Genomic DNA, 24,727 nt, shown 5'->3' with positions numbered 1-24,727 from the left:
TCATCCAGATCATGAGCATCATTGACGATATCGACCGACGGATACTCACCGAATTGCAGCGCGACGCGAGCCTCGCCCTCGACGCGCTGGGCGCAAGGGTCGGGCTGTCGCGCAATGCCTGCTGGCGGCGTGTCCGTGCGCTCGAATCCGCCGGCGTGATCCGCGCCCGCGTGGCGCTGCTCGATCCCGCACGCATCGGCCTGCCGCTCACCGTGTTCATGCAGTGCCGCGCCGGCGCCCATGACGCCGCCTGGCTCGACACCTTCGCCCGCACCATCGGCACGCTGCCGCAGGTGCAGGGCGTCTGGCGCATGAGCGGCGATCTCGATTACCTGATCCGCGCGCAGGTGGCCGACATGGCCGATTACGACCGGCTCTACCGCGCGCTCATCGCGCGGGTGCCGATGGGCGACGTCTCGGCCAGCTTCGTGATGGAGGAAATCCGCGCCACCACCGAGTTCCCGCTCAACCACGCCTGAACACCCGCCCGCCATTGTGACCGCGCAGAACCGTGCTAAGGTCACGCGCGGGCAATCAGGGGAATCGGAGCATGGCCTCTCGGGTGATCCCGGTCGATCCGTTCGACCTGGTGATTTTCGGCGGCACGGGCGATCTCGCGCGGCGCAAGATCCTGCCTGCGCTCTATCGCCGGTTCGTCGCCGGGCAGTTCGGGGCCGATACGCGGCTCACCGGCGCCGCCCGCAGCGAGATGGACAGCGACAGCTATCGCGCCCTGGTGCGCGACGCCCTCGACGAGTTTGCCCCCGAGGCCGCCGCCGACACGGCCTGCCGCGATGCCTTTCTCGACATGCTGGCCTACGTGAAACTCGACGCGCGCAGCACCGAGGGCTGGGAGACGCTCGCCGCGCGCCTGCGCGCGGGGCCCATCCGTGCCTTCTATTTCTCCGTGGCCCCCGGCCTGTTCGGCGATCTCGCCGAGCGGCTGCACCGCCACGGGCTCGCCGACGACAGCGCCCGCATCGTGGTGGAAAAACCCTTCGGCCACGATCTCGACAGCGCCCACACCCTCAACCGCACCCTCGCGCGGTATTTCGACGAGGGCCACATCTACCGGATCGACCATTATCTCGGCAAGGAGACGGTGCAGAACCTGATGGCGATCCGCTTCGGCAATGTCCTGTTCGAGCCGCTGTGGAACAGCCAGTATGTCGATCACATCCAGATCACCGTGGCCGAGAGCGTGGGCGTGGGCGGGCGCGGCGATTACTACGACCGCGTCGGCACCATGCGCGACATGGTCCAGAACCACCTGATGCAGCTCCTGTGCCTCATCGCGATGGAGCCGCCCGCCCGCTTTGCCCCCGATTCGGTGCGCGACGAAAAGCTCAAGGTCATCCGCGCCCTCGAGCCGGTGGCGCGCGCCGACGCGGTGCGCGGACAGTACGAGGGTGAGGGCGACCAGCCCGGCTACCGCGACCAGGTCGGCAATGCCGAGAGCACGACCGAAAGCTTCGTGGCGCTCAAGGTGCATGTCTCCAACTGGCGGTGGGCCGGCACCCCCTTCTACCTGCGCACCGGCAAGCGGCTGCGCGCGCGCACCAGCGAGATCGCGGTGGTGTTCAAGGACGCGCCGCACTCGATCTTCGGGGCCGAGGCCGGGCGCCACCGCAACATCCTGATAATCCGTCTCCAGCCCAACGAGGGGATCGAACTGGGCGTGACGATCAAGGAGCCGGGACCGGGCGGCATGCGCCTTGTCGACGTGCCCCTCGACATGACCTTCGCCGAGGCGCTGGGGCCGGAAGAGACCGATTTCCCCGACGCCTACGAGCGGCTAATCATGGACGTGATCCGCGGCAACCAGACGCTGTTCATGCGCGGCGACGAGGTCGAGGCGGCCTGGGCCTGGACCGACCCGATCATCGCCGGGTGGGACGCGGACGGCGAGGCCCCCCTGGCCTACGCCACCGGCTCGGCGGGACCCGAGGATGCCCTGATGCTCATGCACCGCGACGGGCGGCGCTGGCGGGAGATAAGACCATGAACCTGACCGAATACGCAGATGCCGAAATGATGGCGCTCGATCTCGCCAACCTGCTGGCCGGCGAATTGCGCACCGCGCTCGACCACAAGGACCGCGTGCTGTTCGTGGTGCCAGGCGGCACCACGCCAGGGCCCATATTCGACGCACTCTGCGATACCGACCTCGAATGGGATCGCGTGGACGTGCTCTTGTCGGACGAACGCTGGCGGCCCGAGCTTCATATCCGCTCCAACACGCGGCTCATTCGCGCGCGCCTGCTGACCGGGCGCGCGGCGGCGGCGCGCTACCTGCCGCTCTACGCCCGCGCCGACACGCCCGAGGCGGTGCTTGCGGAACTGGAATCCAACATCGCCCCGGCCCTGCCCATCGACATCTGCCTGCTGGGCATGGGCGCGGACATGCACACCGCCTCGCTCATCCCCGGCGCCGACGGGCTCGAGGCCGCGCTCGACCCGGATGACGCTCCGATCCTCGCCCCGATCCGCGTGCGCGGCGAGGAAGAGCCCCGCGTCACCCTCACCGCGCGGGTGCTGACGGGCGCGATCAACACCCATGTCGCCATTACCGGCGAGAAAAAGCACCGCGCGATCAAGCGCGCGCGCCACCTGCGCCCCATCGAGGCCCCCGTTGCCGCCGTGCTCGATGGCGCAACGGTCCATTGGGCGCCGGAGGACTGAGGCCCATGTGGGACGAGGTGAGAGCGGCGGCGCACGCCGCCCAATCCCGCCGGATCACCGATCTTTTCGCCACCGACCCGGATCGCGCCGCGACCTTCTCGGTGGCCGCCGACGGAATGCTTCTCGACTGTTCCAAGACCACGATGACATCGGCAGACCGCGACACGCTGCTCGGGCTCATCGACGCGCAGGGGCTGGCCGCGCGCCGCGCCGCGATGTTCGCGGGACAGCCCGTCAACGAGACCGAGCACCGCGCCGTGCTGCACACCGCGCTGCGCGATCTCACCTCCGAGGCACTTACCCTCGCGGGCACCGACATCCTGTCCGATATCCGCGCCACCCGCGCCCGCATGGCGGATTTTGCCGATCAGGTGCGCGCGGATGGCTGGCGGGACGTGGTCAATATCGGCATCGGCGGCTCGCATCTCGGCCCCGAGATGGCCACCCGCGCGCTCAGCCCCTACCATGACGGGCCGCGCTGCCATTTCGTTTCCAACGTCGACGGGGCCGACATCGCCGATACGCTTCACGCGCTCGACCCGGCGCGCACGCTGTTCATCGTCGCCTCCAAGACCTTCACCACCGTCGAGACGATGACCAACGCCGCCACCGCCCGCGACTGGCTCGTCTCCCGCGGGTGCGACGCGGGCGCGCAGATGGCCGCCGTCTCCTCGGCCACCGACAAGACCGCGAAATGGGGGATCGACCCGGCCCGCGTGTTCGGCTTCGGCGATTACGTGGGCGGGCGCTACTCGGTCTGGGGGCCGGTGGGCCTCGCGCTGATGATCGCCATCGGGCCGCACCGGTTCGAGGAATTCCTCGCCGGGGCGGCGGCGATGGACGCCCATTTCCGCACCGCGACGCCCGCGCGCAACATGCCGGTGATGCTGGCGCTCACCGGGCTCTGGCACCACCAGGGCTGCGGCCATGCCACCCGCGCGGTGCTGCCCTACGACCAGCGCCTCGCCCGGCTGCCCGCCTATCTCCAGCAACTCGAGATGGAATCCAACGGCAAGGGCGTCACCATGTCGGGCGCCCCGCCGCCCGCGCCCACCGGGCCGGTCGTCTGGGGCGAGCCGGGCACCGGCGGACAGCACGCCTTCTACCAGCTCATTCACCAGGGCACGCAGGTGGTCCCCTGCGAATTCATGGTGGCCGCCGAGGGGCACGAACCCGCCCTCGCCCATCACCACCGGCTTCTGGTGGCCAATTGCCTCGCGCAATCCGAGGCGCTGATGCGCGGGCGCAGTGAGGCCGAGGCGCGCGAAATGCTGCGCGCCGCCGGGCTCACCGGCGCGGAACTCGACCGGCAGGCCGCGCACCGCGCGTTTCCGGGCAACCGCCCCTCCACCACGCTGGTCTACGACCGGCTCACGCCGCACCGGCTGGGCCAGATCATCGCGCTCTACGAGCACCGGGTGTTCGTCGAGGGGGTGGCGCTCGGGATCAACTCTTTCGACCAATGGGGGGTGGAACTGGGCAAGGCGCTCGCCACCGAGATGGCCCCGCTCATCGACGGCGCGGATGCGTCGGCCAAGGACGGCTCGACGCGCGCGCTGCTTGCGTTCCTGCGCGCGAACCGGCGCTGATCTTCTTGCCACGACATGGGTGCGCCGCCCCGTCGCGCCATGCGCGACTCCCCCCGAGTATTTCAACCAGGAAGAAATGAAATGGCGTTTATTCTTGGGAAAAATGCTTAATTCCACCATTTCCTCCCCAAGGGGCTTGCGCTTTGGAATTGCCGTTCTGTAAAAGGCAATCTATCTTTGGGCACTTATTGGAAAAAAGAGGCACCTGAATGGGCAATCCCGATCTCAACACGCTTTCCCTCAAGGAACTGCGGCAATTGCAAAAAGACGTGGCGCGCGCCATCAACAGCTACGAGGAACGGCAAAAGGCCGAGGCCCGCGCCAAGCTCGAGGCGATGGCCCATGAATTGGGTTATTCGCTGGCCGAACTGGCGCCATCGTCCAAATCCGGCGCCAAGGTCCCGAAATACTGCCACCCCGAGGATCCGCGCCTCACCTGGTCGGGTCGCGGGCGCAAACCGCGCTGGTTCACCGAGGCGATCGCCGCGGGCCATAGCCCCGACGACATGCTGATCGCCAAGCGCGGGTGAGCCCGCGCGTCGAAACGTGATCGCGGGGCATGCGCGAAACATTTGCCTTGGCGGGCCCGGCTTGCCAAGACTTGTGACATGACGCGCCCCGCTTTCCTCGCCCTCGCCGCGCTCCTCTGCGCCACCGCTGCCCTCGCAGAGCCGCGCGGCACGTTCCGCCACGCCCACAACGTGGGCTTCGGCGCACAGTCGAGCCTCGACCCGGCCTCCAAGGGCCGCGTCCTCCAGATCATCGAGAAGATCCAGAGCCGCCTCGTCCGTCCCGGGCGCGACGGCACCCCGGCGCCCGATCTCGCCACCCGGTGGTATCCCAACGAGGACGGCACCGTCTGGACCTTTCATATCCGCGAGGGCGTGCGCTTTCACGACGGCAGCACGCTCGACGCGGATGACGTGGTCTACTCCCTCGCCCGCGTCATCGACCCCGATTACGGAAGCCCCGCCCGCGCCGCCGTCAAGATGATTCAAACGGTCGAGGCCACCGGCCCGCACACCGTGCGCATGGCGCTCAGCTCCACCTTCGCCGATTTCCCGCTGCAACTGATGGATCCCCGCCTGCGCATCATCCCGCAGGGATCGGGCGACACGGTCGACCAGACCGGCATCGGCACCGGGCCCTTCCGGGTGGAGAAATTCGACCCCGACGGCAACACCGTCCTCACCGCCTATGACGCGTATTGGGAAGGTCCCCCCGCGCTGGAGCGGATCGAGGTGATCGGCGTGCCGGATGCGCAGGCGCGGCTACAGGCGTTCCTCTCGGGCCAGCTCGACATGGAGCGTGGGATCGCCCCGGTGCTGCGCCGCGCGCTCGACAAATCCCTGCGCTACCAGCTTCTGGAAATTCCCACCGGCAACTGGATGGGCCTCGTCTTCCGCGCCGATTACCCGCCGTTCGATGACGCCCGCGTGCGCCGCGCCCTGCGCATGGTGGTGGACCGCGAGGAAATGCTCGCCCTCGCCCTCGACGGTGGCGGCGTGCCCTCCTGCGACACGCCCGTCGCCCCCAATGATCAGTACCGCCTGACCATGTCCTGCCCGCCCGACCCCGAGCGCGCCCGCGAATTGCTGGCCGAGGCCGGATACCCCGACGGCATTGACGTCAATATCCACGTCTCGTCGCTGGACCCGAGCTGGCCGGTGCTGGGCGTCGCGTTCCAGGAACAGGCCGCCGCCGCGGGCATCCGCGTCACGCTCGACAACGCCGCCGCCGATGGCTACTGGTCCAATGTCTGGATGAAGAAACCCGCCTTTGCCACCGCCTGGGGCGCCCGCCCCGCCGACCAGGTGCTCAACGAGGCGTTCCATTCCTCGGCCAAATGGAACGAGAGCCACTACAACGACCCCAAATTCGACCGTCTGTTGGAGGCCGCCCGCGCCGAGCTCGATTTCGACAAACGCCGCGCGCTTTATCACCGGGCGCAGCGCCGCCTGACAGAGAACTCCGGCACCCTCATCCCCTTCCACGTCACCCAACTGGTGGTGCTATCCAACCGCGTCACGCACTTTGACCCGGTGCAGAACGATGCGCTGAGGTGGCACCTGGTGTCGGTGGTGGATTGAGGGGGGCTATTGCTTTGATTCGAGACCATTAGCCTTGCGGATCATTGCGGTCAGATCCTCAACACGTTCGCGCAAGTCTAGGATATCTAAATCAGGCGGTTGCTCGCAAAGAAGCTTTGCCAAAGCCACTTTGTCTCCGTGTTTGTAAGTCTCCCGGCGCCCATTTTCTCTCTGTCTCATGAAATAGAATGCGTGGTCATAAGGACCAGTTTTGCAAGGCGAATCATATATGCGAGAATGTATAGCTTTCAAAGCTTCCTGCAACTTACGGCCATTTAAATAGTTTTCGATCTCGCGACCCGAAGTCACCCAGATTAAGCCACTCTTGTCCTGAAATTCATCAATGATCCTCTGAACGTGTGGCTTCAATTCTGAGTCATCGTTAGACTTATCACTATCCATTATAATCGCCATATGCCGATTTATGTCATGGAGCTTAATGAAGTCACTTACGGCCCCGTCTGACGTAGAAAGGTGTGCGAGCAACGCACCCCCATAGAACAGTATGGTGTAGTGGATACCCTCTACCAAATCGGCATCCACAAAGTTTATCCAATGATTGATATATATTCGATCGGAGGGCCCCTCGACCCAAACTACCGCGTTGGTCTGCAAAATATCTGATGCTTGATACCCAAGATCATCTAACATCTCACGTTGCGATTCTTTAGTTAACGCCGGCCGAACGTAGGTTTGAACTCCATCGTTATGAACATGGAATATGTTCGCATCGGGTGTATCAATAAATCCTGCAGAGTGCGTTGCTATAAAATACTGACTTCTTGTATTCGCTAGGAGATAGCGGACAAGCTTTCGTTGCAGTATAGGATGAAGGTGAATTTCAGGTTCCTCAATACACATTACACTTTCATCGTGTATAGTGCAGAATGCCGCAATAAGGACCACCTCGTGGATTCCTGTTCCCAATGCAGATAATGGAAGAACTTTGTTGTCCATGTGAACAAGTAAATGAGCGAGATTGCTTGGAACCTCCAATCGTGCATCTGGCTTATCAGTGACTGATTGTAAAAATTCGTTTATTCTCAAGAACTTTTGTTCATCATCACGTTTGTCAAAATCAGGATTTTGAAGTTGCTGAAGGTGGTTTAAAAGGCCTTTCCCGCTTAAATCGTCAAATTCTTCACCTGACTTCCCAAAAACACGTTTGGCGGGAATTAAATGAATATTTGGAATGCTTGGAAATATTTCATTGGCAATCACTTTTAGTGTGTCTGGAAACCAATGCTGCTTGAAGCTACCTCCGCTCGACCCTGGAAAAAATACGTTCCAAAATGCCTGCCAATCTGTCACCCAACGTTCCGCAGTTTCAGATTTTTCTGGCTGATTATATAAACTCGCGTGACTCCCATCCTTAACGACCCAAATCATATCATCAATTGAAAGTTCGCGACAAACAGCTCGCAACTCATCTTCAAAGGTTTGTCGTGATCTGCTTCTTGTTTGATAAACGTGAGTATTCGCCCTTTCAGTACATTTCCTTACAACGGCTTCGATTTCACGCCCAATTGCTAAGATAAATTTTCCGCTTTTTTCGCCTCGATAGTACTCTGTGCGTTCAAGTTTTCCCTTAGGTGTCTCGTGTTTCAAAGCAGCCACCCTGCTGGCGATCAGATTGAGTACGATAGACTTTCCTGCATTGTTCGCACCAATAAAGAAGTTCATACGTGAAAATGGCGCAATGTACTGCGTTTGATGTCCAATTCCACGATAAAACTGCGCCGCTATTCCTTCCAGGAAGATTGTCATTCGTACCTCTTCTGCGAACACCGCTTAAGAGAGGCTACTTATTTTCTGACAGGAAACCAAGGCTTTACTTCCCACCAATGCTTATCGAAAGATCAGGCTTTAGCATTTATAAGGCGCCCCCCCCTCACCCCAACGCCCCCTCCAAATCCCTGATCAAATCCCCCGCATCCTCGATCCCCACCGACAGCCGGATCAGCGTCTCCGGGATGCCCGAATGCGGCTCGATGCTGGCGCGGTGCTCGGCGAGGCTCTCGACGCCGCCCAGCGACGTCGCCCGGTGAAACAGCCGCAGCCGCCCCAGCACCTCCAGCGCGCGCGCGCGGTCGCCCTTCACCATGAATGACAGCAGGTACCCGTACCCCCCATTCATCTGCCGCGCGGCGACGTCGTGCCCCGTATGCTCCGCCAGCCCCGGATATAGCACCGCCGCCACCCCCTCATGCGCCGCCAGGTACTCTGCCACCGCCATCGCGTTGGCGCACATCCGCTCCACCCGCAGCGGCAATGTCCGCATCCCCCGCATCAACAGCCACGCCTCGAACGGCCCGATGATTGACCCTGCGTCATGCCGGTCGGTGGCGATCTCGGCCCACATCGCCAGCTTGGGGTCACGGCACGACAGCACGCCGCCCAAAACATCCGAATGCCCCCCCAGCGCCTTGGTCGCCGAATGCATCGACAGGTCGGCCCCGAGGTCCAGCGCGCGGGTCAGCACCGGCGTCGCCGCCGTGCCATCGACCACCAGCACCGCGCCCGCCTTGTGCGCCATCCCGGCGGCTGCGGCGATATCCACGGTCTTCAGCCACGGGTTCGACGGCGTCTCGATCCACACCATGTCCGCCGACGACCGGCACGCATTGGCCAGCGCGTGCGTGTCCGACGCGTCCACCTCGTCCAATATGATCGCCCGGCGCACGCAATACGCGCGCACCCATTTCAGCGTGCCCCAGTAGATGCCGTTCTGCATCACCACCCGCGCGCCCGAGGGCAGCGCCCGGAACACCGCCGCCACCGCCGCCATGCCGCTGGGAAACAGCAGGCTCGCCGCCGCCCCTTCCAGCGCGCGCACCACCTCCTCGGCCTGCCGCACGGTGTCGTTCTGGTCCCGGCCATAGGTGTTGTCGGGGCGCAACAGCGCGTTGTCGGCGCCGCGCAGGTAGGTGGTGGCAAGGCTGATCCCCGGCACCACGCCGCCGGTCTGCGCATCCACCGCGCCGCCTGCCTGCGCCGCGATGGTGGCGGGGCTCAATTTGCTATCCTTCATGGCCGTTTTCGTCCTTTTCTTGTTCGTTGTCTTTCAATGCGCACCAGCGCCGCTATCCCCCGCCCGGCGGCACCGCCGGGCAGCGCCTGCCTGCCCCCCGGCAGGCGCTCCAGACGTTACACCAGGTAGCAACGCCGCGCATTACTTGACCGCATCGCCGCTGGCACGGTTACGCCCACGCGCCCGCCCAGGCAGGCGCTGCCCTCGGCACAACAGCACATCATGCCGCACTCTTTCACACCGCAAACAGCCGCCCCGGCCCCCAGCCCCGCGCCCGCTCGCCCGCGCCCGCCAGCCGCAGCATATGCCAGAACATCGCCTGGTTCGAGGTCACCACCGGCTTGCCCAATGCCGCCTCCGCCTCGTCGATCACCGCCATGCTACGCAGGTTGGTGCACGAGGTGAACACCGCCTCTACCCCGGGTCGCGCGCCGACGTCCAGCATCCCGCGCAACGTGGCCGCCTCGGGGATACGCCCCACGATCCGGTCGTCGCTCTCGCCAAAGCTTTCCGAGGCCACCGCCTCGATCCCCGCCGCGCCCAGCGCCGCCTGCATGGGTGCCACCACCTCCGGCAGGTAGGGCGTGACCATGCCGATGCGGTCCACCCCCAGCACCCCCAGCGCCGCGATCACCGCGCTCAGCGGATCGGTCACCGGCGTTCCGGGATGCGCCTCGCCCACGCGCGCCGCCACCTCCGCAGGCCCGATCACCGTCGCGCCGGAGGTGCAGCCATACCCCACCGCCCCCAGCCCCGGCGGCAATAACGCCGCGCTGCGCGTCAGCTCCGGCGCCATATGCGCGAGGTCGTCGGGCGTGACATGGTCGCGCGCCGGGATACGGCTGTGCATCACATGCGCCGCGCGGCCCGCGAACACCGACCGCGCCTCCCATTCCAGCCCCGTATCCACGCTCAGCACGATCAGGCCCAGCCGCAGCCCGCCCCCCGGCCCCTCGTCAAGCGCGTAATCCATCTGCCCCTCCTTCCGCCCGGCTCAGCGTGCCGCCCGAAACGGCGGCGCGCACGCCCGTGGTCCCCGGGCAGGACGTGGGCAACCCCCGCGCCACCCGCACCGCCAGATGCGCGAATGCCTGCGCCTCCAGCATATCACCATCGAGCCCCGCCTCCTCGACCGGCACCACCGGGCAATCCAGCGAGGCGCGCAGCATCTCCATCATCACCGGGTTCTTGCGCCCGCCCCCGGTCACCAGAACACGCGCGGGTGGCACCGGGCAATGCTCCATCCCGCGCATCACCGCCGACACCGCCATCGCCGTCAGCGTCGCCGCCGCGTCGGCATCGGGCAATTCGCCCACCAGCGCCACCATCGCGGCAAACGCGTCGCGGTCAAGCGATTTGGGCGGCATCCGCAGGAACCAGGGCTCGTCGAGGAACATCTCCAGCGCCCCCTGCGCCACGCTGCCCCGCCGCGCCAGCGCGCCGTCGCGGTCGCACTCGGCCCCCAGCCGCGCCTGCACCAGGTCGTTGATCGGCGCGTTCGCCGGCCCGGTGTCAAAGGCCAGCAGCGCGCCCTCCTCCTCGGGCCGCGCACAGCGCGGATCGACCCAGGTCAGGTTGCCCACCCCCCCGAGGTTGAGAAACGCCAGCGGTGCCTCGGCCCCGATCCATTTCGCGCAGGCGAAATGGTAGAACGGTGCCAGCGGCGCGCCCTCGCCGCCGAACCGCACATCGGCACTGCGGAAATCCCACACCACCGGCAGGCCCAGAATCTCCGCCAGCCGCGCACCGTCCCCCGCCTGATGGGTGCCGCGCCCGCGCGGCTCGTGCGCCAGCGTCTGCCCGTGAAACCCCACCAGCGCGACCCCGTCAAAGCCGCGCAACAACTCCGCATGCGCGTCCTCCACCACGCGCGCGGCGGCCTCGACCTCCGGCCCCGCCCACTGCCCGAGTGCGCGGCGCAACACCGCGCGCTCAGTGTCCGAGTAGGGCCGGTAGCCCACCGGGCCAAAGCCGTGGATCAGCTCGCCATCGGTCTCGATCATGGCGGCGTCCACCCCGTCCAGAGAGGTGCCCGACATCGCCCCAAGCGCCCGGATGCGCCCCGCCTTCAACATGGCCTTTTCCTTCGCCCCACGACTGCCTATACATGCCGCGCAAATCAAAGCGGGACAAGCGCCATGACCTACCACCCGAAATCCGATTTCATGCGCGTGATGATCGAGCGCGGCTTTCTCGCGGATTGCACCGATTACCAGGGGCTGGACGAGGCGCTCAGCGCGGGCGTGGTGCCCGCCTATATCGGGTTTGATGCCACCGCGCGGTCGCTGCACGTGGGCTCGCTCATCCAGATCATGATGCTGCGCTGGCTGCAAAAGACCGGGCACAAGCCGCTCACGCTGATGGGCGGCGGCACCACCAAGGTGGGCGATCCCTCGTTCCGCGCGGATGAGCGCCCGCTCTTGGACGATGCCGCGATCCAGGCCAATATCGACGGCATCCAGCGGGTTTTCGCCGCCTACATCACCTATGGCGACGGCCCCACAGATGCGCTCATGCTCGACAATGCCGAATGGCTCGACGGGCTGAAATACATCGAGTTCCTGCGCGACATCGGGCGGCATTTCTCGGTCAACCGGATGCTGGCCTTTGAATCGGTGAAATCGCGCCTCGACCGAGAGCAATCGCTGTCCTTCCTCGAATTCAACTACATGATCCTGCAGGCGTATGACTTTCTCGAACTCAACCGCCGCTATGGCTGCGTGTTGCAGATGGGCGGCTCGGACCAGTGGGGCAACATCGTCAACGGGATCGACCTCACGCGCCGCGTCCTCGACCACGAGATCTACGGCCTCACCTCGCCGCTCTTGACCACCGCCGACGGGCGCAAGATGGGCAAATCCGCCGATGGCGCGATCTGGCTCGATTCCGAAATGTGCAGCCCGTACCAGTTCTGGCAATTCTGGCGCAACACGATGGACGCCGACGTGGGCCGCTTCCTGCGGCTCTACACCGAATTGTCCCTCGACGAGTGCAACCGCTTGGGCGCGCTCGCGGGGTCAGAGATCAACGAGGCCAAGATCATCCTGGCCAACGAGGTGACAACGCTGCTGCACGGGGCCGAGGCCGCGCAGGCCGCCGAGGCCACCGCCCGCGAGGTGTTCGAGAAGGGCGGCGTCGGCGATGACCTGCCCACGCTCGACCTGAGCCGCGCCGAGGTGGCGGATGGCATTTCGGTGGTGCAACTCATCGTGCGCGCCGGCCTCGCCAAATCCGGCAAGGAGGCCAAGCGCCTCATCGCCGAGAACGGCGCGCGGCTCGACGACGCGCTGCTCACCGACGCGGGTTCTCGATATGAAATATACCAGAAGAGCGATGGAGAACTGAGAGCGCGTCTCGTGGCAACAAATAATCTGGTAGTCTGGGATAGAACGCTCAATGAGGCGTTCAAGCTCTCGGCGGGCCGCAAGCGCCACGCCCTTGTGAAACTCACCGACTGATCCGCCCGCCCCACCCCGATTTCTTCAAAAGAAATCGGCCCGAAGTCTTTTCAAGACTTCGACCCCCGTCACGGTACCTTCACGAAACCCCGCTTGCACCCCCCGGGACAGCAGCCTATCCCTCCCGCCATGACCGATCACACCGCAGACGCCCCCGGCGGGATGGGCACGTTCGAGCGCTGGCTCTCGCTCTGGGTGGCGCTGGCCATGGGCGCGGGGCTGTTGCTGGGCAATCTCCTGCCGGGCGTCTTCCAGACCCTCGCCAGCGCCGAGATCGCCCGCGTCAACCTGCCCGTGGCGCTGCTCATCTGGGCGATGGTCTTTCCGATGATGGTGGGCGTCGATTTCGGCGCGCTGCGGCAGGTGGGCGAGCGGCCCAAGGGCCTCGTCATCACGCTGACGGTCAACTGGCTTATCAAGCCTTTCACCATGGCCGCGCTTGGCGTGCTGTTCTTCAACCACGTCTTCGCCGGGCTGATCCCGCCCGAGGACGCGCAGGGCTATCTCGCGGGGCTGATCCTGCTCGGGGCCGCACCCTGCACCGCGATGGTCTTCGTCTGGTCACAGCTCACCCGCGGCGACGCCACCTATACCCTCGTGCAGGTCAGCGTGAACGACGTCATCATGGTGTTCGCCTTCGCGCCCATCGTGGCGCTGCTGCTGGGCGTGACCGACATCGCCGTGCCGTGGGAGACGCTGCTGCTGTCGGTCCTGCTCTACATTCTCATCCCGCTCACCGCCGGAATCGCGACGCGCACCCGCCTGATGCGGCAGGGGGGCGCGGCCGCGGTCGACGCATTCCGCGCCCGCGTCAAGCCGATCACCATTCTCGGCTTGCTGGTCACGGTGGTGCTGCTCTTCGGCTTCCAGGGGCGGGTGATTATCGACACGCCGCTGGTGATCGCCCTCATCGCCGTGCCGCTGCTGTTGCAGAGCTACGGGATCTTCATCATAGCCTACGGCCTCGCCCGGGCGTGGCGCGTGCCCTTCAACGTCGCCGCGCCTTGCGCGCTCATCGGCACGTCGAATTTCTTCGAACTCGCGGTCGCCGTCGCGATCAGCCTGTTCGGCCTCGGCTCCGGCGCGGCGCTCGCCACCGTGGTGGGCGTTCTGGTCGAGGTGCCGGTGATGCTCTCGCTCGTGGCCTTCGCCAACCGCACGCGCCACTGGTTTCCAGCCGCCTGACGCACCGCGCGCCGCCCGCCGCGAACCTTGCGGTTCGCGTCCTGAACCTACAGGTTCGCGCGGCCCGCCAGCGCGTCGTCCAGCACCTTTCGCACCGCCTCGGGCGGCACGTCCCCCGTGATGAAGGCGTCGCCGATGCCGCGCGCGAGGATGAAACGCAGGGTGCCATCCACCACCTTCTTGTCCTGCGCCATCAGCGACAGCAGCCCCTCGGCATCCGGCAATTTTCCTGGAATATCAGACAGGTCCGCCTTCATCTTCATGTCGCGAAGATGGGCGCGCACGCGGCTCGGCTCCTCCTGCGCGCACAGCCCCAGCCGCGCAGACAACTCGAACGCCAGCGCGCAACCGATCGCCACGCCCTCACCATGCAGCAATCGTGCCCCATCATATTGTGTCGCTGCCTCCAATGCATGACAAAATGTATGGCCCAAGTTGAGCAAGGCCCGCTCACCCTGCTCGGTCTCGTCGCGGCTGACGATGCCTGCCTTCATCTCGACCGAGCGTTTCACAAGATGGATGCGCGCCGCCATATCGCCCTCGGCGGCGGATGAGCCGTGCCCTTCAAGCCATTGAAAGAATTCACTGTTTCCCAACAGACCGTATTTCACGACCTCGCCATATCCCGCCCGGTAATCGCGCGGCGTCAGCGTGCCCAGCACCTCCGTATCCGCCAGCACGAGGCTCGGCTGATGGAACGCCCCGATCAGGTTCTTGCCCCTCGGCGAGTTGATCCCTGTCTTCCCCCCAACCGAGCTATCCACCTGCGCCAGCAGGCTCGTCGGCACCTGCACGAACCGCACCCCCCGCCGCAGGATCGCGGCGGCAAAGCCGACAAGGTCGCCGATCACCCCGCCGCCGAACGCCACGACCACGTCGCCGCGTTCGATCCGCTGCTCCAGAAGCCACTCGACGACGCGCTCCAGGTGCGGCCAGGATTTCGTCGCCTCACCCGGTGGCAGGGTTAGATAGTCAGCGGTTATTTCGTTTTTTTCCAGTCCTTTACGGAGTGTTTCCCAATGCGCTCCCGCCACCGTCTCGTCGCTCACCACGGCCACGTGCGGGCGCTGCAACAGCGGCCCGATGCGTGCGCCCGCCGCGCCGAGCAGCCCCGGCCCGATTACCACGTCATAGGCCCGCTCACCCAGCGGCACATGCACGGTTTCGATCATTTCACCTCCTCCAGAATATCCGGTCGCGCGGCCAGCGCCGCCTCGACCTGCGCGGCCATGTCGTCGATCGCGTAGTCGCGATGTGCCTCTACTCGCACATCCGCCAGCGCGTAGAGCGGTACGCGCGCCTCGTAAAGCTCGCGCAGCGTCTCGCGTGGATGAGCTGTGCGCAGCAAGGGTCTGGTATTCTTGCCTTTTACCCGTGACCACAAGAGATCGAGCCCGGCATCCAGCCACACCGAAAGCCCCTTGCGCGCGATCGTTTCACGGTTGCGTTGCGCGAGAAATGCGCCGCCGCCGACCGACAGGATCGCCGGCGTCGCATCGAGCAACCGGTCGATCACCTCGCTCTCTCTCGCGCGGAAGAATTGCTCTCCATCTCTTTGAAATATCTCGGCAATTGTCATATTGGCTGCCTTCTCGATCTCGACATCGGAATCAAGAAACGGCACCCCCAACCGGGCCGCGAGCGCGCGCCCCACGGCGGTCTTGCCCGCGCCCATCATGCCGACGAGCACGATTGTTTTCTTCAGTTTCCAACGCTTGCCAGCCGCCACGCCCGGCGCTCCCTTGCCTCTTGGGGATATTTTGCACTCAATGGCGTGATCTTGCCGGAAATGCCAGCTATAAGTGGGAAAAATCACCCTCAGAGCACATGGACCGCCTCATGCTTCGCCTTATCAAATGGTTGTTCTACCTTGCAATTCTGGGGTTCATTGGGCTCGTGGCCTATGCCTATCTCGGCCCGTTCTTCGGTGCCGATTTCACCCCGACCCAAACCGAGACGCGGCAGGATATCATTCTTGAGATCGAGTAGCGCCTTTCTCGCCGCCCTTCTTTGGTCCGGCACCGCCGCGGCACAGGCCCCACTCTCGGCCATCGACTGGCTCGACGAGATGGGCACCGCCGCCGTCACGCCCCCCGGCCCCGACGCACCGGACACCGCCGACCGCATCGCGCGGCCCGACGTCACGGTGACGCCACTCGGCGCGCAACGCGCGGATTCGGTTGGGCTTTTGCCGAGCACCACGACCGGCCTGCCGCGCACGCTCTGGGAGGCAAGCAACACCGCCATCCTCACCCGCTATCTCGAGCGGCTGCCCGAGCGCCCGCTCCCCGCGATGCGGGCGCTCTACTACACGCTGCTGCTGGCCGAGGCCGACGCCCCCCCCGACAGTACCGGGGCCGCGTCGTTCCTGCGCGCGCGCCTTGCGGCGCTGCGCCGGTTTGGCGCTGTCGAGCCCGCGCTGGCACTGGTCGAGCGCGCAGGCGGGTCGCGGCCGGCACTGTTCGACACCTGGCTCGACCTCGCGCTGCTCGACGGTCGCGAGGACCGGGCCTGCGCAGCGCTCGCCGCCACGCCACACCTGAGCGATGATCCACGGTCGCGCATCTATTGCCTCGCCCGCGCGGGCGACTGGCAGACGGCAGCACTGATCCTGCACGGGGCCGAGGCAAGCGGCGCGATCACCGAGCCGGACGTGACGCTCCTCGCGCTCCATCTCGAGCCCGAACTCATCGACGAGATCGCCCCGCCCGAGCCCCCCACCGAGATGACACCACTTCGCTTTCGCCTCTACGAATCCATAGGCGCACCGCGCGGCACACATGGCCTGCCGCGCGCCTACGCGATGGCGGACCTGCGCGGTACGGCGGGCTGGAAGGCCGAGATCGTCGCCGCCGAGCGGCTTGCGCAGACCGGGGCGCTCGCTGCTACACGGCTCTTCGGGCTCTACACGGCGCGCAAGCCCGCCGCCTCGGGCGGTGTGTGGGACCGCGTCGCCGCGGTACAGGCGCTCGACAGTGCGCTCGCGCCCGGTGGCGGGGCTGAAGCGCTGGCCAAGGCGCTGCCCGCCGTGTGGGAGGGCGCGCGTGCGCTTGGGCTGGAAACGGTAATGTCCGAGATTTTCGCCGAGCGCCTGCTCGACGCCGCTCCCCTGCCCGACTCGCTCGCTGCGCGCGTTGCCGAGATGGTCCTTCTGTCGCCGCTCTACGAGCGCGCGCGAGAGATCGCGTCACCCTCCGTGCGCGACAGGTTCCTCGCCGGGATCGCCGCGGGCACCCCGGGAAACGCGGATGCCGCCACCCGGATGCAATCGGCGATCGCCGCAGGATTTGCCGCCACCACTGCCGCCCCCGAGCATCAGCAGATGATCGCCGAGGGTCGGCTGGGCGAGGCGATCCTCGCCGCCGCCGCGCTGCTCGACCACGGTGCCGAGAGGGTCGCGCCCTCGTCGGTGGAGGCCGCGCTCGCCACCCTGCGCGCCGCCGGGCTGGAGGACACCGCGCGGCGCGCGGCCTTGCAGATCGTGCTGCTCGGGCCGGACCAATGAATCTGGCCGAGAACCGCATCGACACCTTTCTCGAGGCGCAGGCCGCCGAACTGGGGGCCGCGCGCAATACGCTGATGGCTTATGGCCGCGACCTGCGCGCCTACGCAGGTTGGCTCATCACGCGGGGCGGGCGCGGATTGCTGACGGCCACGCAGGCGGATGTCGAGGCCTATCTCGTGGCCTGCGATGCAGAGGGGCTGGCGCAGGCCACCCGCGCGCGGCGCCTGTCGTCGATCCGGCAATTCTACCGGTTCGCCGTGGATGAGGGCTGGCGCAGCGACAATCCCGCGATCCGCCTTCAGGGTCCGGGGCGCAGCCGGGCATTGCCACGCACGCTTACCGAGGGGCAGGTCGAGCGCCTGCTCGACGCCGCGCCGCAGGTCGGGCGCGTCGAGGTCGAGCAGGTGCGCAACGGGGCTCTCCTGGCGCTGCTCTACGCCACGGGGATGCGGGTGAGCGAGCTCGTGGGCCTGCCGCTGGCCGCCGCGCAGGGCAACCCAGAGATGCTGCTGGTGCGCGGCAAGGGCGGCAAGGAGCGGCTGGTGCCGTTGTCGCCGCCGGCGCGCGCGGCGCTCGCCGCGTGGCTCGTGGTGCGCGCCCGCGACAAGCGGCGCGCGGCTTCGCCCTGGCTGTTTCCGTCGTCGGGTCGCGCCGGGCACCTGACGCGGCATCGGTTCTATGGCCTCATCAAGCAGATCGCCACCCACGCGGGCATCGACCCCGACGCGGTCACGCCGCACCGGCTGCGCCATGCCTTTGCCACGCATCTGCTGGCGAACGGGGCCGATCTGCGGGTAATCCAGACGCTTCTGGGCCATGCCGATCTCGCCACCACCGAGATTTACACCCACGTGCTCGACGCGCGGCTGCGCGCGCTGGTGGAGGCGCATCACCCGCTCGGCACCACCCGCCGCAAGACCGACCCCGAGGGCTGAGCGCGTGCCTGCCGCCTTGATTGAGCCGCCCCGAGACCGCATAACCCCGCCATATCATCTCAAGGACGCTGACCAATGGACTCGCTCGCCGCCTATCTCGACCCGACCTTCTGGATCACCGTCGTGGCGATTCTCGGGCTGCTGGTGCTCTCGGGTTTTTTCTCGGGCAGCGAGACCGCGCTCACGGCAGCCTCGCGCGGCAAGCTGCGCGCACAGGCGGAAAAGGGCTCGCGCGGGGCGGAGACCGCACTCGGGATCACCGAGGACAACGAGCGCCTGATCGGCTCGGTTCTTCTCGGCAACAACCTCGTCAACATTCTCGCAGCCTCGCTGGCCACCGCCCTATTCACACGGCTCTTCGGCGAGAGCGGCGTAGCGCTGGCGACGCTGGTGATGACGCTTCTTGTGCTGATCTTCGCCGAGGTGCTGCCCAAGACCTATGCCATCACCAATGCCGAGTTGGCGGCGGCGCGTACCGCGCCGGTGATCGTCTGGGTGATCCGCGTCTTCGACCCGGTCGTGTCCGCCGTGCGCTGGCTGGTGCGGCTGATCCTGCGCTGCGTCGGTGTGCAGACCGACCCCGACAGCCACATCCTCGCCGTGCGCGAGGAGATCGCCGGTGCGCTCTGGCTGGGGCAGTCCGAGGGCGTGGTCGAAAAGGAGGATCGCGACCGCATCCTGGGCGCACTCGATCTCAGCGATCGCGCGGTCGAGGAGGTGATGATCCACCGCTCGCGCATCCAGATGCTCGACGTAGAGGCACCCCCGCAGGATATCCTGTCGCAATGCCTTGCCAGCAACCACACGCGCCTGCCACTCTACGAGGGCGATCCCGACAATATCGTCGGCATCGTCCACGCAAAGGACCTGCTGCGCGCCATCCACAAACTCGCCGTGGAGGGCGATAACAGCACCGGCGAGCTCGACGAGTTCGACGTGCGTACCATTGCGCGCGAGCCCTATTTCATACCCGAGACGACCACGCTCGACGAGCAGATGCGCCAGTTCCTGCGGATGCGGAGCCATTTCGCGTTGGTGGTGGACGAGTACGGCGCGCTCCAGGGGCTGATCACGCTTGAAGACATTCTCGAGGAGATCGTCGGCGAGATCGTCGACGAATTCGACGCCGAGGCCGATCACCCGCTGCGCCGCGCCTCCGATGGCGACTATATCGTGGACGGGGCCATGACCATCCGCGACCTCAACCGCGCCACCGACTGGACCTTGCCCGACGACGCCGCCAACACCGTCGCGGGGCTGGTGATCCACGAGGCGCAGAGCATCCCCACGGTGGACCAGGTGTTCAGCTTCCACGGCTTCCGCTTCCAGGTCATGGCACGCAAGGACAACCGCATCACGCGGCTGAAGATCCGCAAGCTGTGAGGGGGGCTTTTGGCGTGGAGCGGTCGTTGGGCATTTGGCGATGAGCCGCGCGAGCGCCCGACCGCCGGGAGGGCGCAGTTCGGCCAATGCTGTGCGATTTATGGTGCAATATACTTATTATATTTCCGCTACTTGCAGCGTTGCAGTAGCGCCCGCCCGTCACGCCAGAGGCGTGCCGCCGATATCGGCGCACCTCCGGTGCGACGGGGCGGTCGGGCGCTCGCGCGGCGGCGTGCAAGCACGCCTTGTTCCGCGCGGGGGCAGGAGGGGAATGACGGCTCCAGGCCATCCAACGACTTTCTTCCCGTCCGCGCGCCTCACCCCGCCGCCGGGAACACGAAACACCGGTCGCGGCGGATCATCAGCCACAGCGGCTTGCCCGGCTTGGGCAGGAACACGTTGGGCACGCTCGCCTTGATGAGCGAGCCGTCGTGGTCCATGCGAAACTCCACCAGGCTTTCCGAGCCCATGAACCGCGCCCGTGTCACCACCCCGCGCGCAGGCGTGCCATCGAGCGGCGTGGGGTTGGGGCCGCGCCCGTTGCGGTCGAAATCGATCTTGATGTGCTGCGGACGGATCACGATCTCGACCACTTGCCCGTCGGGCACGCCAGGGGCGAGGAACTGGCCAAAGGGGGTCTCGGTCAGCGCGCCGCGCACGGTGCCCCGGATCACGTTGATTTCCGAGAAGAACGCCATCGCGCTGCGATCCAACGGCGCGTTGTAGACGTTGTAGGGCGCGCCCTGCTGCACGATCCGCCCGTCGCGCATCAGCGCGATCTGATCTGCCATGCGCATCGCCTCTTCCGGCTCGTGCGTGACCAGCAGGACGGCGGTATCCTCCTCGCGCAGGATGTCGAGCGTCTCGTCACGGATACCATCGCGCAAGCGGTTGTCGAGCCCCGAGAACGGCTCGTCCATCAGCATGATCCGCGGGCGCGGCGCCAGCGCACGCGCCAGCGCCACGCGCTGCTGCTCGCCCCCCGAAAGCTCGTGGGGGAAGGCGTCGATATGATGCGCCAGATGCACCCGCTCAAGCAGTTCGATCACCCGTGCGCGCCGCGCCCGTCTCGGCCCGTCGAGGCCAAATCCCACGTTATCGGCCACGCTCAGATGCGGAAACAGTGCGAAATCCTGGAACATGAGGCCGATCCGCCGCCGCTCGGGCGGCACGCGAAAGACCGTGTCGCACACCAGCTTGCCATCGACATGGATCTCGCCCGCGTCCTGCATCTCGACGCCCGCGATCATCCGCAGCGTCGTCGACTTGCCGCAGCCCGACGGTCCCAGCAGGCACATCACCTGCCCCGGCAAGACCTGCAGCGATACGTCGTCTACCACCAGCCGCCCGTCATAGCGGCGCGTGACGTTCCTGATTTCCAGCCGGGGGGTGGGGCTTTGCACCGGTGTCTCTCGCCATCTATCCGACCGATTTGATCGGCCTTTGACCGCAGCCAATAGCAACCCCACCCCGCCCATGCAAGCACCGCCGCCCCGGCGCCGTTGACAGCATGGAATCGAAGTGCTTGTGTGCCCTCGGATTTTTCATACCGGAGTTTGACTCATGCGATTTGTCACAGGTGCCGCTCTGGCGCTCTGCCTTGCGCTTCCCGCCCATGCCGAAACCGACCGCGAGGCACGGCTCGCCGTCGCGCGCGACTATGTCGAGGCCAGCATGGCCGACATGAACATCCAGGAGTTCATCCGCCAGATCTGGCAGCCGATGGTGCAGCAGATGGCCGCCACCCGACAGGCGCTCTCGCCCGCGCAGGTGGCCGATATCGAGGCGCTCTTTTCCGAGGAGTTGACCGCGCCCCTCACCGAAGTCATGCGCCGCCAGGACGAGATCCTCGCCGATTTACTGACGCTTGAAGAATTGACGGCACTGCGCGATTTCTACACCTCCGAGCACGGCGGCGCGGTAATGCGCAAGATGCCGCGGCTGGCACAGGCGCAACAGCCGATGATCTCCGCGGTGTTGCAGGACGCCATGCCGCGAATGATGCCCAGGATCGAGGAGATCACCACCCGCGCACCAGAGGCCGACTAGCACCCCGCCAACACGGCCCGCGCCGCGCGCAGTCCCGGGGCCTCGCCCCCCTCGCCGAGGCGCTGCATCGTGGCCTCCATCGCCGCTTCTTGCGCACCAGGCCGTGCCATCACTTCGAGGAGCGCCGGTGCGATCGCCTCGGGGCGGCAGGCCCGGCCGATGAATTCCGGCACCGCGCGGGTCTCGCTCACGAGGTTGACGAGGGTGAGCGTATCCACCCGGATGAGCCGTGACAGGATCGCGCGGCTCAGCGGCGCCATGTCGTAGGCGATCACCATCGGCGTGCGCGCATGCGCAAGCTCCAGCGACACGGTGCCCGAGGCCGCGAGCGCCAGGTCAGCGGCGTGAAAGGCGCGGGCCTTCTCGGCGGCATGGTCGGGGTCATCGGGCGACAGGATCAGGGGCTGCGCGGGCCAGCCGGCCACCGCCTCGCGCACCAGCGGCACCATCGCCGCGGTGGTGGGCAGCACCAGTCGCGCCTCTGGCCGCGCGTCCAGCACCCGCCTGATCGCCGCGCCGAAAATCGGGGCGAGCCGCGTCACCTCACCCCGCCGCGAGCCCGGCAGCACCAGCAGGAGCGGCGCGTCGCCGATCCCGTGGCGCGCGCGGAACGCTGCCACCTCCGCCGCGTCGGGATGCGGCTCGGCCACCACCGGGTGGCCCACGAAATCGCAGGCCATGCCCGCGGCCTCCATCAGCGGCGGCTCGAACGGCAGAAGCGCCAGCACCTGATCGACATACTGCGCCATCCTTGCCGCGCGCCCCGCCCGCCAGGCCCAGACCGAGGGTGCGACGTAGTGCACGGTACGGATGGCCGGATTCGCGGCGCGCACCTGCCGCGCCACGCGCAGACCGAAATCCGGGCTGTCGATGGTCACCAGGACGTCCGGCGCGGTCTCCAGAACGGCGGCGACGGTCTGCGCGAGACGGCGGCGCAGGTGCAGGTAGCGCGGCAGCACCTCCGCCAGCCCCATCACGCTCAGATCGTCCATCGCGAACAGGCTGTCGAGCCCCTGCGCCTGCATCATCGACCCGCCCACGCCGAAGAATCGCGGCGTGGCGAGCATCTTGAGACCGGACATCAGTGCGCCGCCCAGCCGATCGCCGGACGCCTCACCCGCGACGAGAAACACCTTCACCCCTGCCCCCCGGACGACCCGCCGTCGCGCACCCACAGGAACAGGCCCGCGCCCGCCAGCACCTCGATCACCCGCGCACGGTCGAGCACCATTACACCGCCCGCTGCAATCACGATACCGGCAAGCCCTGCCTGCGCCGCGCGCGCGGCGGTATCGGGGCCGATCACCGGCATATCCACGCGCATCTCCTGACGGGGCTTTGGCGCCTTGTATAGAAACGCGGGCGTGGCCTGCGCATCCGCCGCGCGCCGCCAGTCGACGGCTGCATCGAGCGCGAGGTCTAGCGGGTTAAACGCCCCCAGTGCGAGATCGGCCAGCATGGCGTCTGTGCCGCGCGCGTCCTCGCGTGCGACGACCGTGCCGCCGCGCACGACCACCGCCTGCCCGGTATCGCTGCGCCCCATCTCGGCCAGCGCGGCCTCGGCGGCGGGCAACGCAATCGCCACGCCCTCGGGCAACGTGCCGGTCAGCAGCCCCAACTCCGGCAACAGGTCCGGCGCGATATCCGCCGCGCCCACCACGGCGATCCCCGCCTCCTCGATGATCGCCACGATCTCGCGCAGGGTGCCGTCGTCGCCCTTGGCCATCGCTGCCGTGAGGCGTGGCACCAGCGGCGCGGTAGCCGCGTCGATGCGGCTCGGGTCCACCTCGGGCCGCCGCATGGCGCCCGCCATGCACAGCCGCGTCACCCCGCGCGCGCGCAGTTCCGCCAGCAAGCTGCCGAATGTCTCGAGCCGAAAGCCCAGCCGGGGCATATCGCCGGTGACCTGCGAGGGAAACTGCTCCACCTCGCACAGCACAGGCACCTCGCCCCGCGCCAGCAGCACCCGCACCAGGTGCGGCGGCACGCCGCCCTGCCCGGCGATGAGCGCAAGACCCACCGGCCTAGCCCTGCCCGGGAGTGAGGTAGGAGCGGTCGGAATGCGCGGTCACGAAATCGACGATCCGGCGCACGTAATCGCTCGTCGTTTCCTCGCCCAGCCTGCGCGCGCGATCCTGGAACGCGCCTTCGCCCTGTGCCAGCATCTGGAACGCGGCGCGCAGCGCGGTGATGTCGGCGCGCGGCACGCCGCGCCGCTTGAGCCCCACGAGGTTGAGCCCGTCGAGATAGCCGCGCGGCCCCTGCACCAGGCCATAGGGGATCACGTCGTTGGTCACCATCGTCACCGCCCCGATGATCGCACCACGGCCGATACGCACGAATTGATGGACCCCCGACAGCCCGCCGATGATGACATCGTCCTCCAGCACGCAATGCCCCGCGAGGGCCGCATTGTTGACCACGATCACCCGGTCTCCGATCTGCACGTCATGGGCCACGTGACAGCCCGCCATGAACAGGCCGTCGTCGCCCACGCGCGTGACGCCGCCGCCGCCCTCGGTGCCGGTGTTCATGGTGACGTGCTCGCGGATGCGGTTGCGCGCGCCGATCACCAGCCGCGTCTCCTCGCCACGGTATTTCAGATCCTGCGGAATCTCGCCGATGCAGGCGAAGGGAAAGATCAGCGTGCCCTCGCCGATCTCGGACGCGCCGGTCACCACCACGTGGGACTTGAGCGTGACACCGGGAGCGAGCCGCACCTGCGGGCCGACATGACAGAACGGCCCGATCTGGCAGCCCTCCCCGATCTCGGCCCCCGGCTCGACCACCGCCGCCGGGTGGATCATCGTCTCGCTCATC

General features: G+C 66.6%; 23 protein-coding genes. 13 read left to right on the top strand and 10 right to left on the bottom strand.

All coding sequences use genetic code 11. The annotated features are described in order from the left end of the window. The first annotated feature begins 11 nt into the window (after positions 1-11). The 6 genes from CRJ03_RS11780 (at position 12) to CRJ03_RS11755 (ending at position 6,361) form a co-directional block, all read left to right on the top strand. Positions 12-479: an Lrp/AsnC family transcriptional regulator gene (locus tag CRJ03_RS11780; RefSeq protein ID WP_104019192.1), complete on the top strand. Its 468-nt coding sequence runs from the start codon at positions 12-14 to the stop codon at positions 477-479. Positions 480-550: 71 nt separating this feature from the next. Further along, entirely contained in the window at positions 551-2,005 is a 1,455-nt protein-coding gene (zwf, locus tag CRJ03_RS11775; protein ID WP_104019051.1) for a glucose-6-phosphate dehydrogenase, read from the top strand. After that, positions 2,002-2,682, top strand: coding sequence for a 6-phosphogluconolactonase (gene pgl, locus CRJ03_RS11770; RefSeq protein ID WP_104019050.1), 681 nt, complete (start codon positions 2,002-2,004; stop codon positions 2,680-2,682). The genes zwf and pgl overlap by 4 nt, the downstream gene beginning before the upstream one ends. 5 nt (positions 2,683-2,687) lie before the next feature. Then, a complete protein-coding gene (gene pgi / locus CRJ03_RS11765) occupies positions 2,688-4,271 on the top strand; it encodes a glucose-6-phosphate isomerase (RefSeq protein ID WP_104019049.1) in 1,584 nt (527 codons plus the stop codon). A 209-nt stretch (positions 4,272-4,480) separates the two neighbouring features. Further along, complete coding sequence (locus CRJ03_RS11760) at positions 4,481-4,801, top strand: H-NS histone family protein (RefSeq protein ID WP_104019048.1); 321 nt, start codon at positions 4,481-4,483, stop codon at positions 4,799-4,801. 78 nt (positions 4,802-4,879) lie between these two features. Next, positions 4,880-6,361 carry an ABC transporter substrate-binding protein gene (locus CRJ03_RS11755; protein ID WP_104019047.1) on the top strand — a complete coding sequence of 494 codons (1,482 nt, stop codon included), beginning with the start codon at positions 4,880-4,882 and terminating at the stop codon, positions 6,359-6,361. A 6-nt stretch (positions 6,362-6,367) separates the two neighbouring features. Here the strand turns inward: CRJ03_RS11755 and CRJ03_RS11750 are convergent, their stop codons facing one another. From CRJ03_RS11750 to CRJ03_RS11735, 4 genes are all read right to left on the bottom strand, one after another. Then, positions 6,368-8,128 (bottom strand): AAA family ATPase, encoded by a 1,761-nt coding sequence (locus CRJ03_RS11750; RefSeq protein WP_104019046.1) that lies wholly within the window; start codon positions 8,126-8,128, stop codon positions 6,368-6,370. A gap of 124 nt (positions 8,129-8,252) precedes the next feature. Next, the gene (locus CRJ03_RS11745) at positions 8,253-9,392 is read right to left on the bottom strand and encodes a trans-sulfuration enzyme family protein (RefSeq protein WP_104019045.1); all 1,140 of its coding nucleotides are present in this window, start codon (positions 9,390-9,392) and stop codon (positions 8,253-8,255) included. Between the two features lie 235 nt (positions 9,393-9,627). Then, entirely contained in the window at positions 9,628-10,365 is a 738-nt protein-coding gene (locus CRJ03_RS11740; protein ID WP_104019044.1) for a maleate cis-trans isomerase family protein, read from the bottom strand. Further along, on the bottom strand, positions 10,349-11,467 hold the full coding sequence (locus tag CRJ03_RS11735) for an anhydro-N-acetylmuramic acid kinase (protein WP_104019043.1): 1,119 nt from the start codon (positions 11,465-11,467) through the stop codon (positions 10,349-10,351). Before CRJ03_RS11735 ends, CRJ03_RS11740 begins: the two co-directional genes overlap by 17 nt. 63 nt (positions 11,468-11,530) lie before the next feature. Here CRJ03_RS11735 and tyrS point away from each other — a divergent pair, with 63 nt between their 5' ends. Next, a complete protein-coding gene (gene tyrS / locus CRJ03_RS11730; protein WP_104019042.1) occupies positions 11,531-12,850 on the top strand; it encodes a tyrosine--tRNA ligase in 1,320 nt (439 codons plus the stop codon). Between the two features lie 129 nt (positions 12,851-12,979). Further along, positions 12,980-14,035, top strand: coding sequence for an ACR3 family arsenite efflux transporter (gene arsB / locus CRJ03_RS11725; protein WP_104019041.1), 1,056 nt, complete (start codon positions 12,980-12,982; stop codon positions 14,033-14,035). 47 nt (positions 14,036-14,082) lie between these two features. On the opposite strand, the gene aroB is transcribed toward arsB, so the two are convergent. Together aroB and CRJ03_RS11715 are read right to left on the bottom strand one after the other, a co-directional pair. Further along, positions 14,083-15,207 carry a 3-dehydroquinate synthase gene (gene aroB / locus CRJ03_RS11720; protein WP_104019040.1) on the bottom strand — a complete coding sequence of 375 codons (1,125 nt, stop codon included), beginning with the start codon at positions 15,205-15,207 and terminating at the stop codon, positions 14,083-14,085. Continuing rightward, positions 15,204-15,713: a shikimate kinase gene (locus CRJ03_RS11715; protein WP_104019191.1), complete on the bottom strand. Its 510-nt coding sequence runs from the start codon at positions 15,711-15,713 to the stop codon at positions 15,204-15,206. The genes aroB and CRJ03_RS11715 overlap by 4 nt, the downstream gene beginning before the upstream one ends. A gap of 161 nt (positions 15,714-15,874) precedes the next feature. On the opposite strand from CRJ03_RS11715, the gene CRJ03_RS19900 reads away from it, so the two are divergent. The 4 genes from CRJ03_RS19900 (at position 15,875) to CRJ03_RS11700 (ending at position 19,858) form a co-directional block, all read left to right on the top strand. After that, the gene (locus tag CRJ03_RS19900; protein WP_164989213.1) at positions 15,875-16,024 is read left to right on the top strand and encodes a hypothetical protein; all 150 of its coding nucleotides are present in this window, start codon (positions 15,875-15,877) and stop codon (positions 16,022-16,024) included. Further along, positions 16,011-17,540, top strand: coding sequence for a hypothetical protein (locus CRJ03_RS11710; protein ID WP_104019039.1), 1,530 nt, complete (start codon positions 16,011-16,013; stop codon positions 17,538-17,540). Before CRJ03_RS19900 ends, CRJ03_RS11710 begins: the two co-directional genes overlap by 14 nt. Continuing rightward, positions 17,537-18,475 carry a site-specific tyrosine recombinase XerD gene (locus CRJ03_RS11705; protein ID WP_104019038.1) on the top strand — a complete coding sequence of 313 codons (939 nt, stop codon included), beginning with the start codon at positions 17,537-17,539 and terminating at the stop codon, positions 18,473-18,475. Before CRJ03_RS11710 ends, CRJ03_RS11705 begins: the two co-directional genes overlap by 4 nt. A 75-nt stretch (positions 18,476-18,550) precedes the next feature. Beyond that, complete coding sequence (locus CRJ03_RS11700; protein WP_104019037.1) at positions 18,551-19,858, top strand: HlyC/CorC family transporter; 1,308 nt, start codon at positions 18,551-18,553, stop codon at positions 19,856-19,858. A gap of 317 nt (positions 19,859-20,175) precedes the next feature. On the opposite strand, the gene CRJ03_RS11695 is transcribed toward CRJ03_RS11700, so the two are convergent. Beyond that, entirely contained in the window at positions 20,176-21,261 is a 1,086-nt protein-coding gene (locus CRJ03_RS11695) for an ABC transporter ATP-binding protein (RefSeq protein ID WP_240611652.1), read from the bottom strand. Between the two features lie 160 nt (positions 21,262-21,421). On the opposite strand from CRJ03_RS11695, the gene CRJ03_RS11690 reads away from it, so the two are divergent. Further along, entirely contained in the window at positions 21,422-21,907 is a 486-nt protein-coding gene (locus CRJ03_RS11690) for a DUF2059 domain-containing protein (protein ID WP_104019035.1), read from the top strand. Here CRJ03_RS11690 and lpxB read toward each other — a convergent pair. From lpxB to lpxA, 3 genes are read right to left on the bottom strand one after another with little or no spacing between them, the layout of a single operon-like run. Next, positions 21,904-23,046: a lipid-A-disaccharide synthase gene (gene lpxB, locus CRJ03_RS11685; protein ID WP_104019034.1), complete on the bottom strand. Its 1,143-nt coding sequence runs from the start codon at positions 23,044-23,046 to the stop codon at positions 21,904-21,906. The two genes, CRJ03_RS11690 and lpxB, sit on opposite strands and share 4 nt — an antisense overlap. Continuing rightward, positions 23,043-23,927, bottom strand: coding sequence for an LpxI family protein (locus tag CRJ03_RS11680; protein WP_104019033.1), 885 nt, complete (start codon positions 23,925-23,927; stop codon positions 23,043-23,045). The genes lpxB and CRJ03_RS11680 overlap by 4 nt, the downstream gene beginning before the upstream one ends. 4 nt (positions 23,928-23,931) lie before the next feature. After that, positions 23,932-24,726, bottom strand: coding sequence for an acyl-ACP--UDP-N-acetylglucosamine O-acyltransferase (gene lpxA, locus CRJ03_RS11675; RefSeq protein WP_104019032.1), 795 nt, complete (start codon positions 24,724-24,726; stop codon positions 23,932-23,934). Between the last annotated feature and the right edge of the window lies 1 nt (position 24,727).

The sequence above is a fragment of the Roseovarius nitratireducens genome, assembly GCF_002925845.1.
Classification (GTDB): Bacteria; Pseudomonadota; Alphaproteobacteria; order Rhodobacterales; family Rhodobacteraceae; genus Roseovarius; species Roseovarius nitratireducens.
The sequence above is the reverse complement of the archived record's forward strand: the minus strand, read 5'-3'. Positions and strand labels throughout refer to the sequence as shown.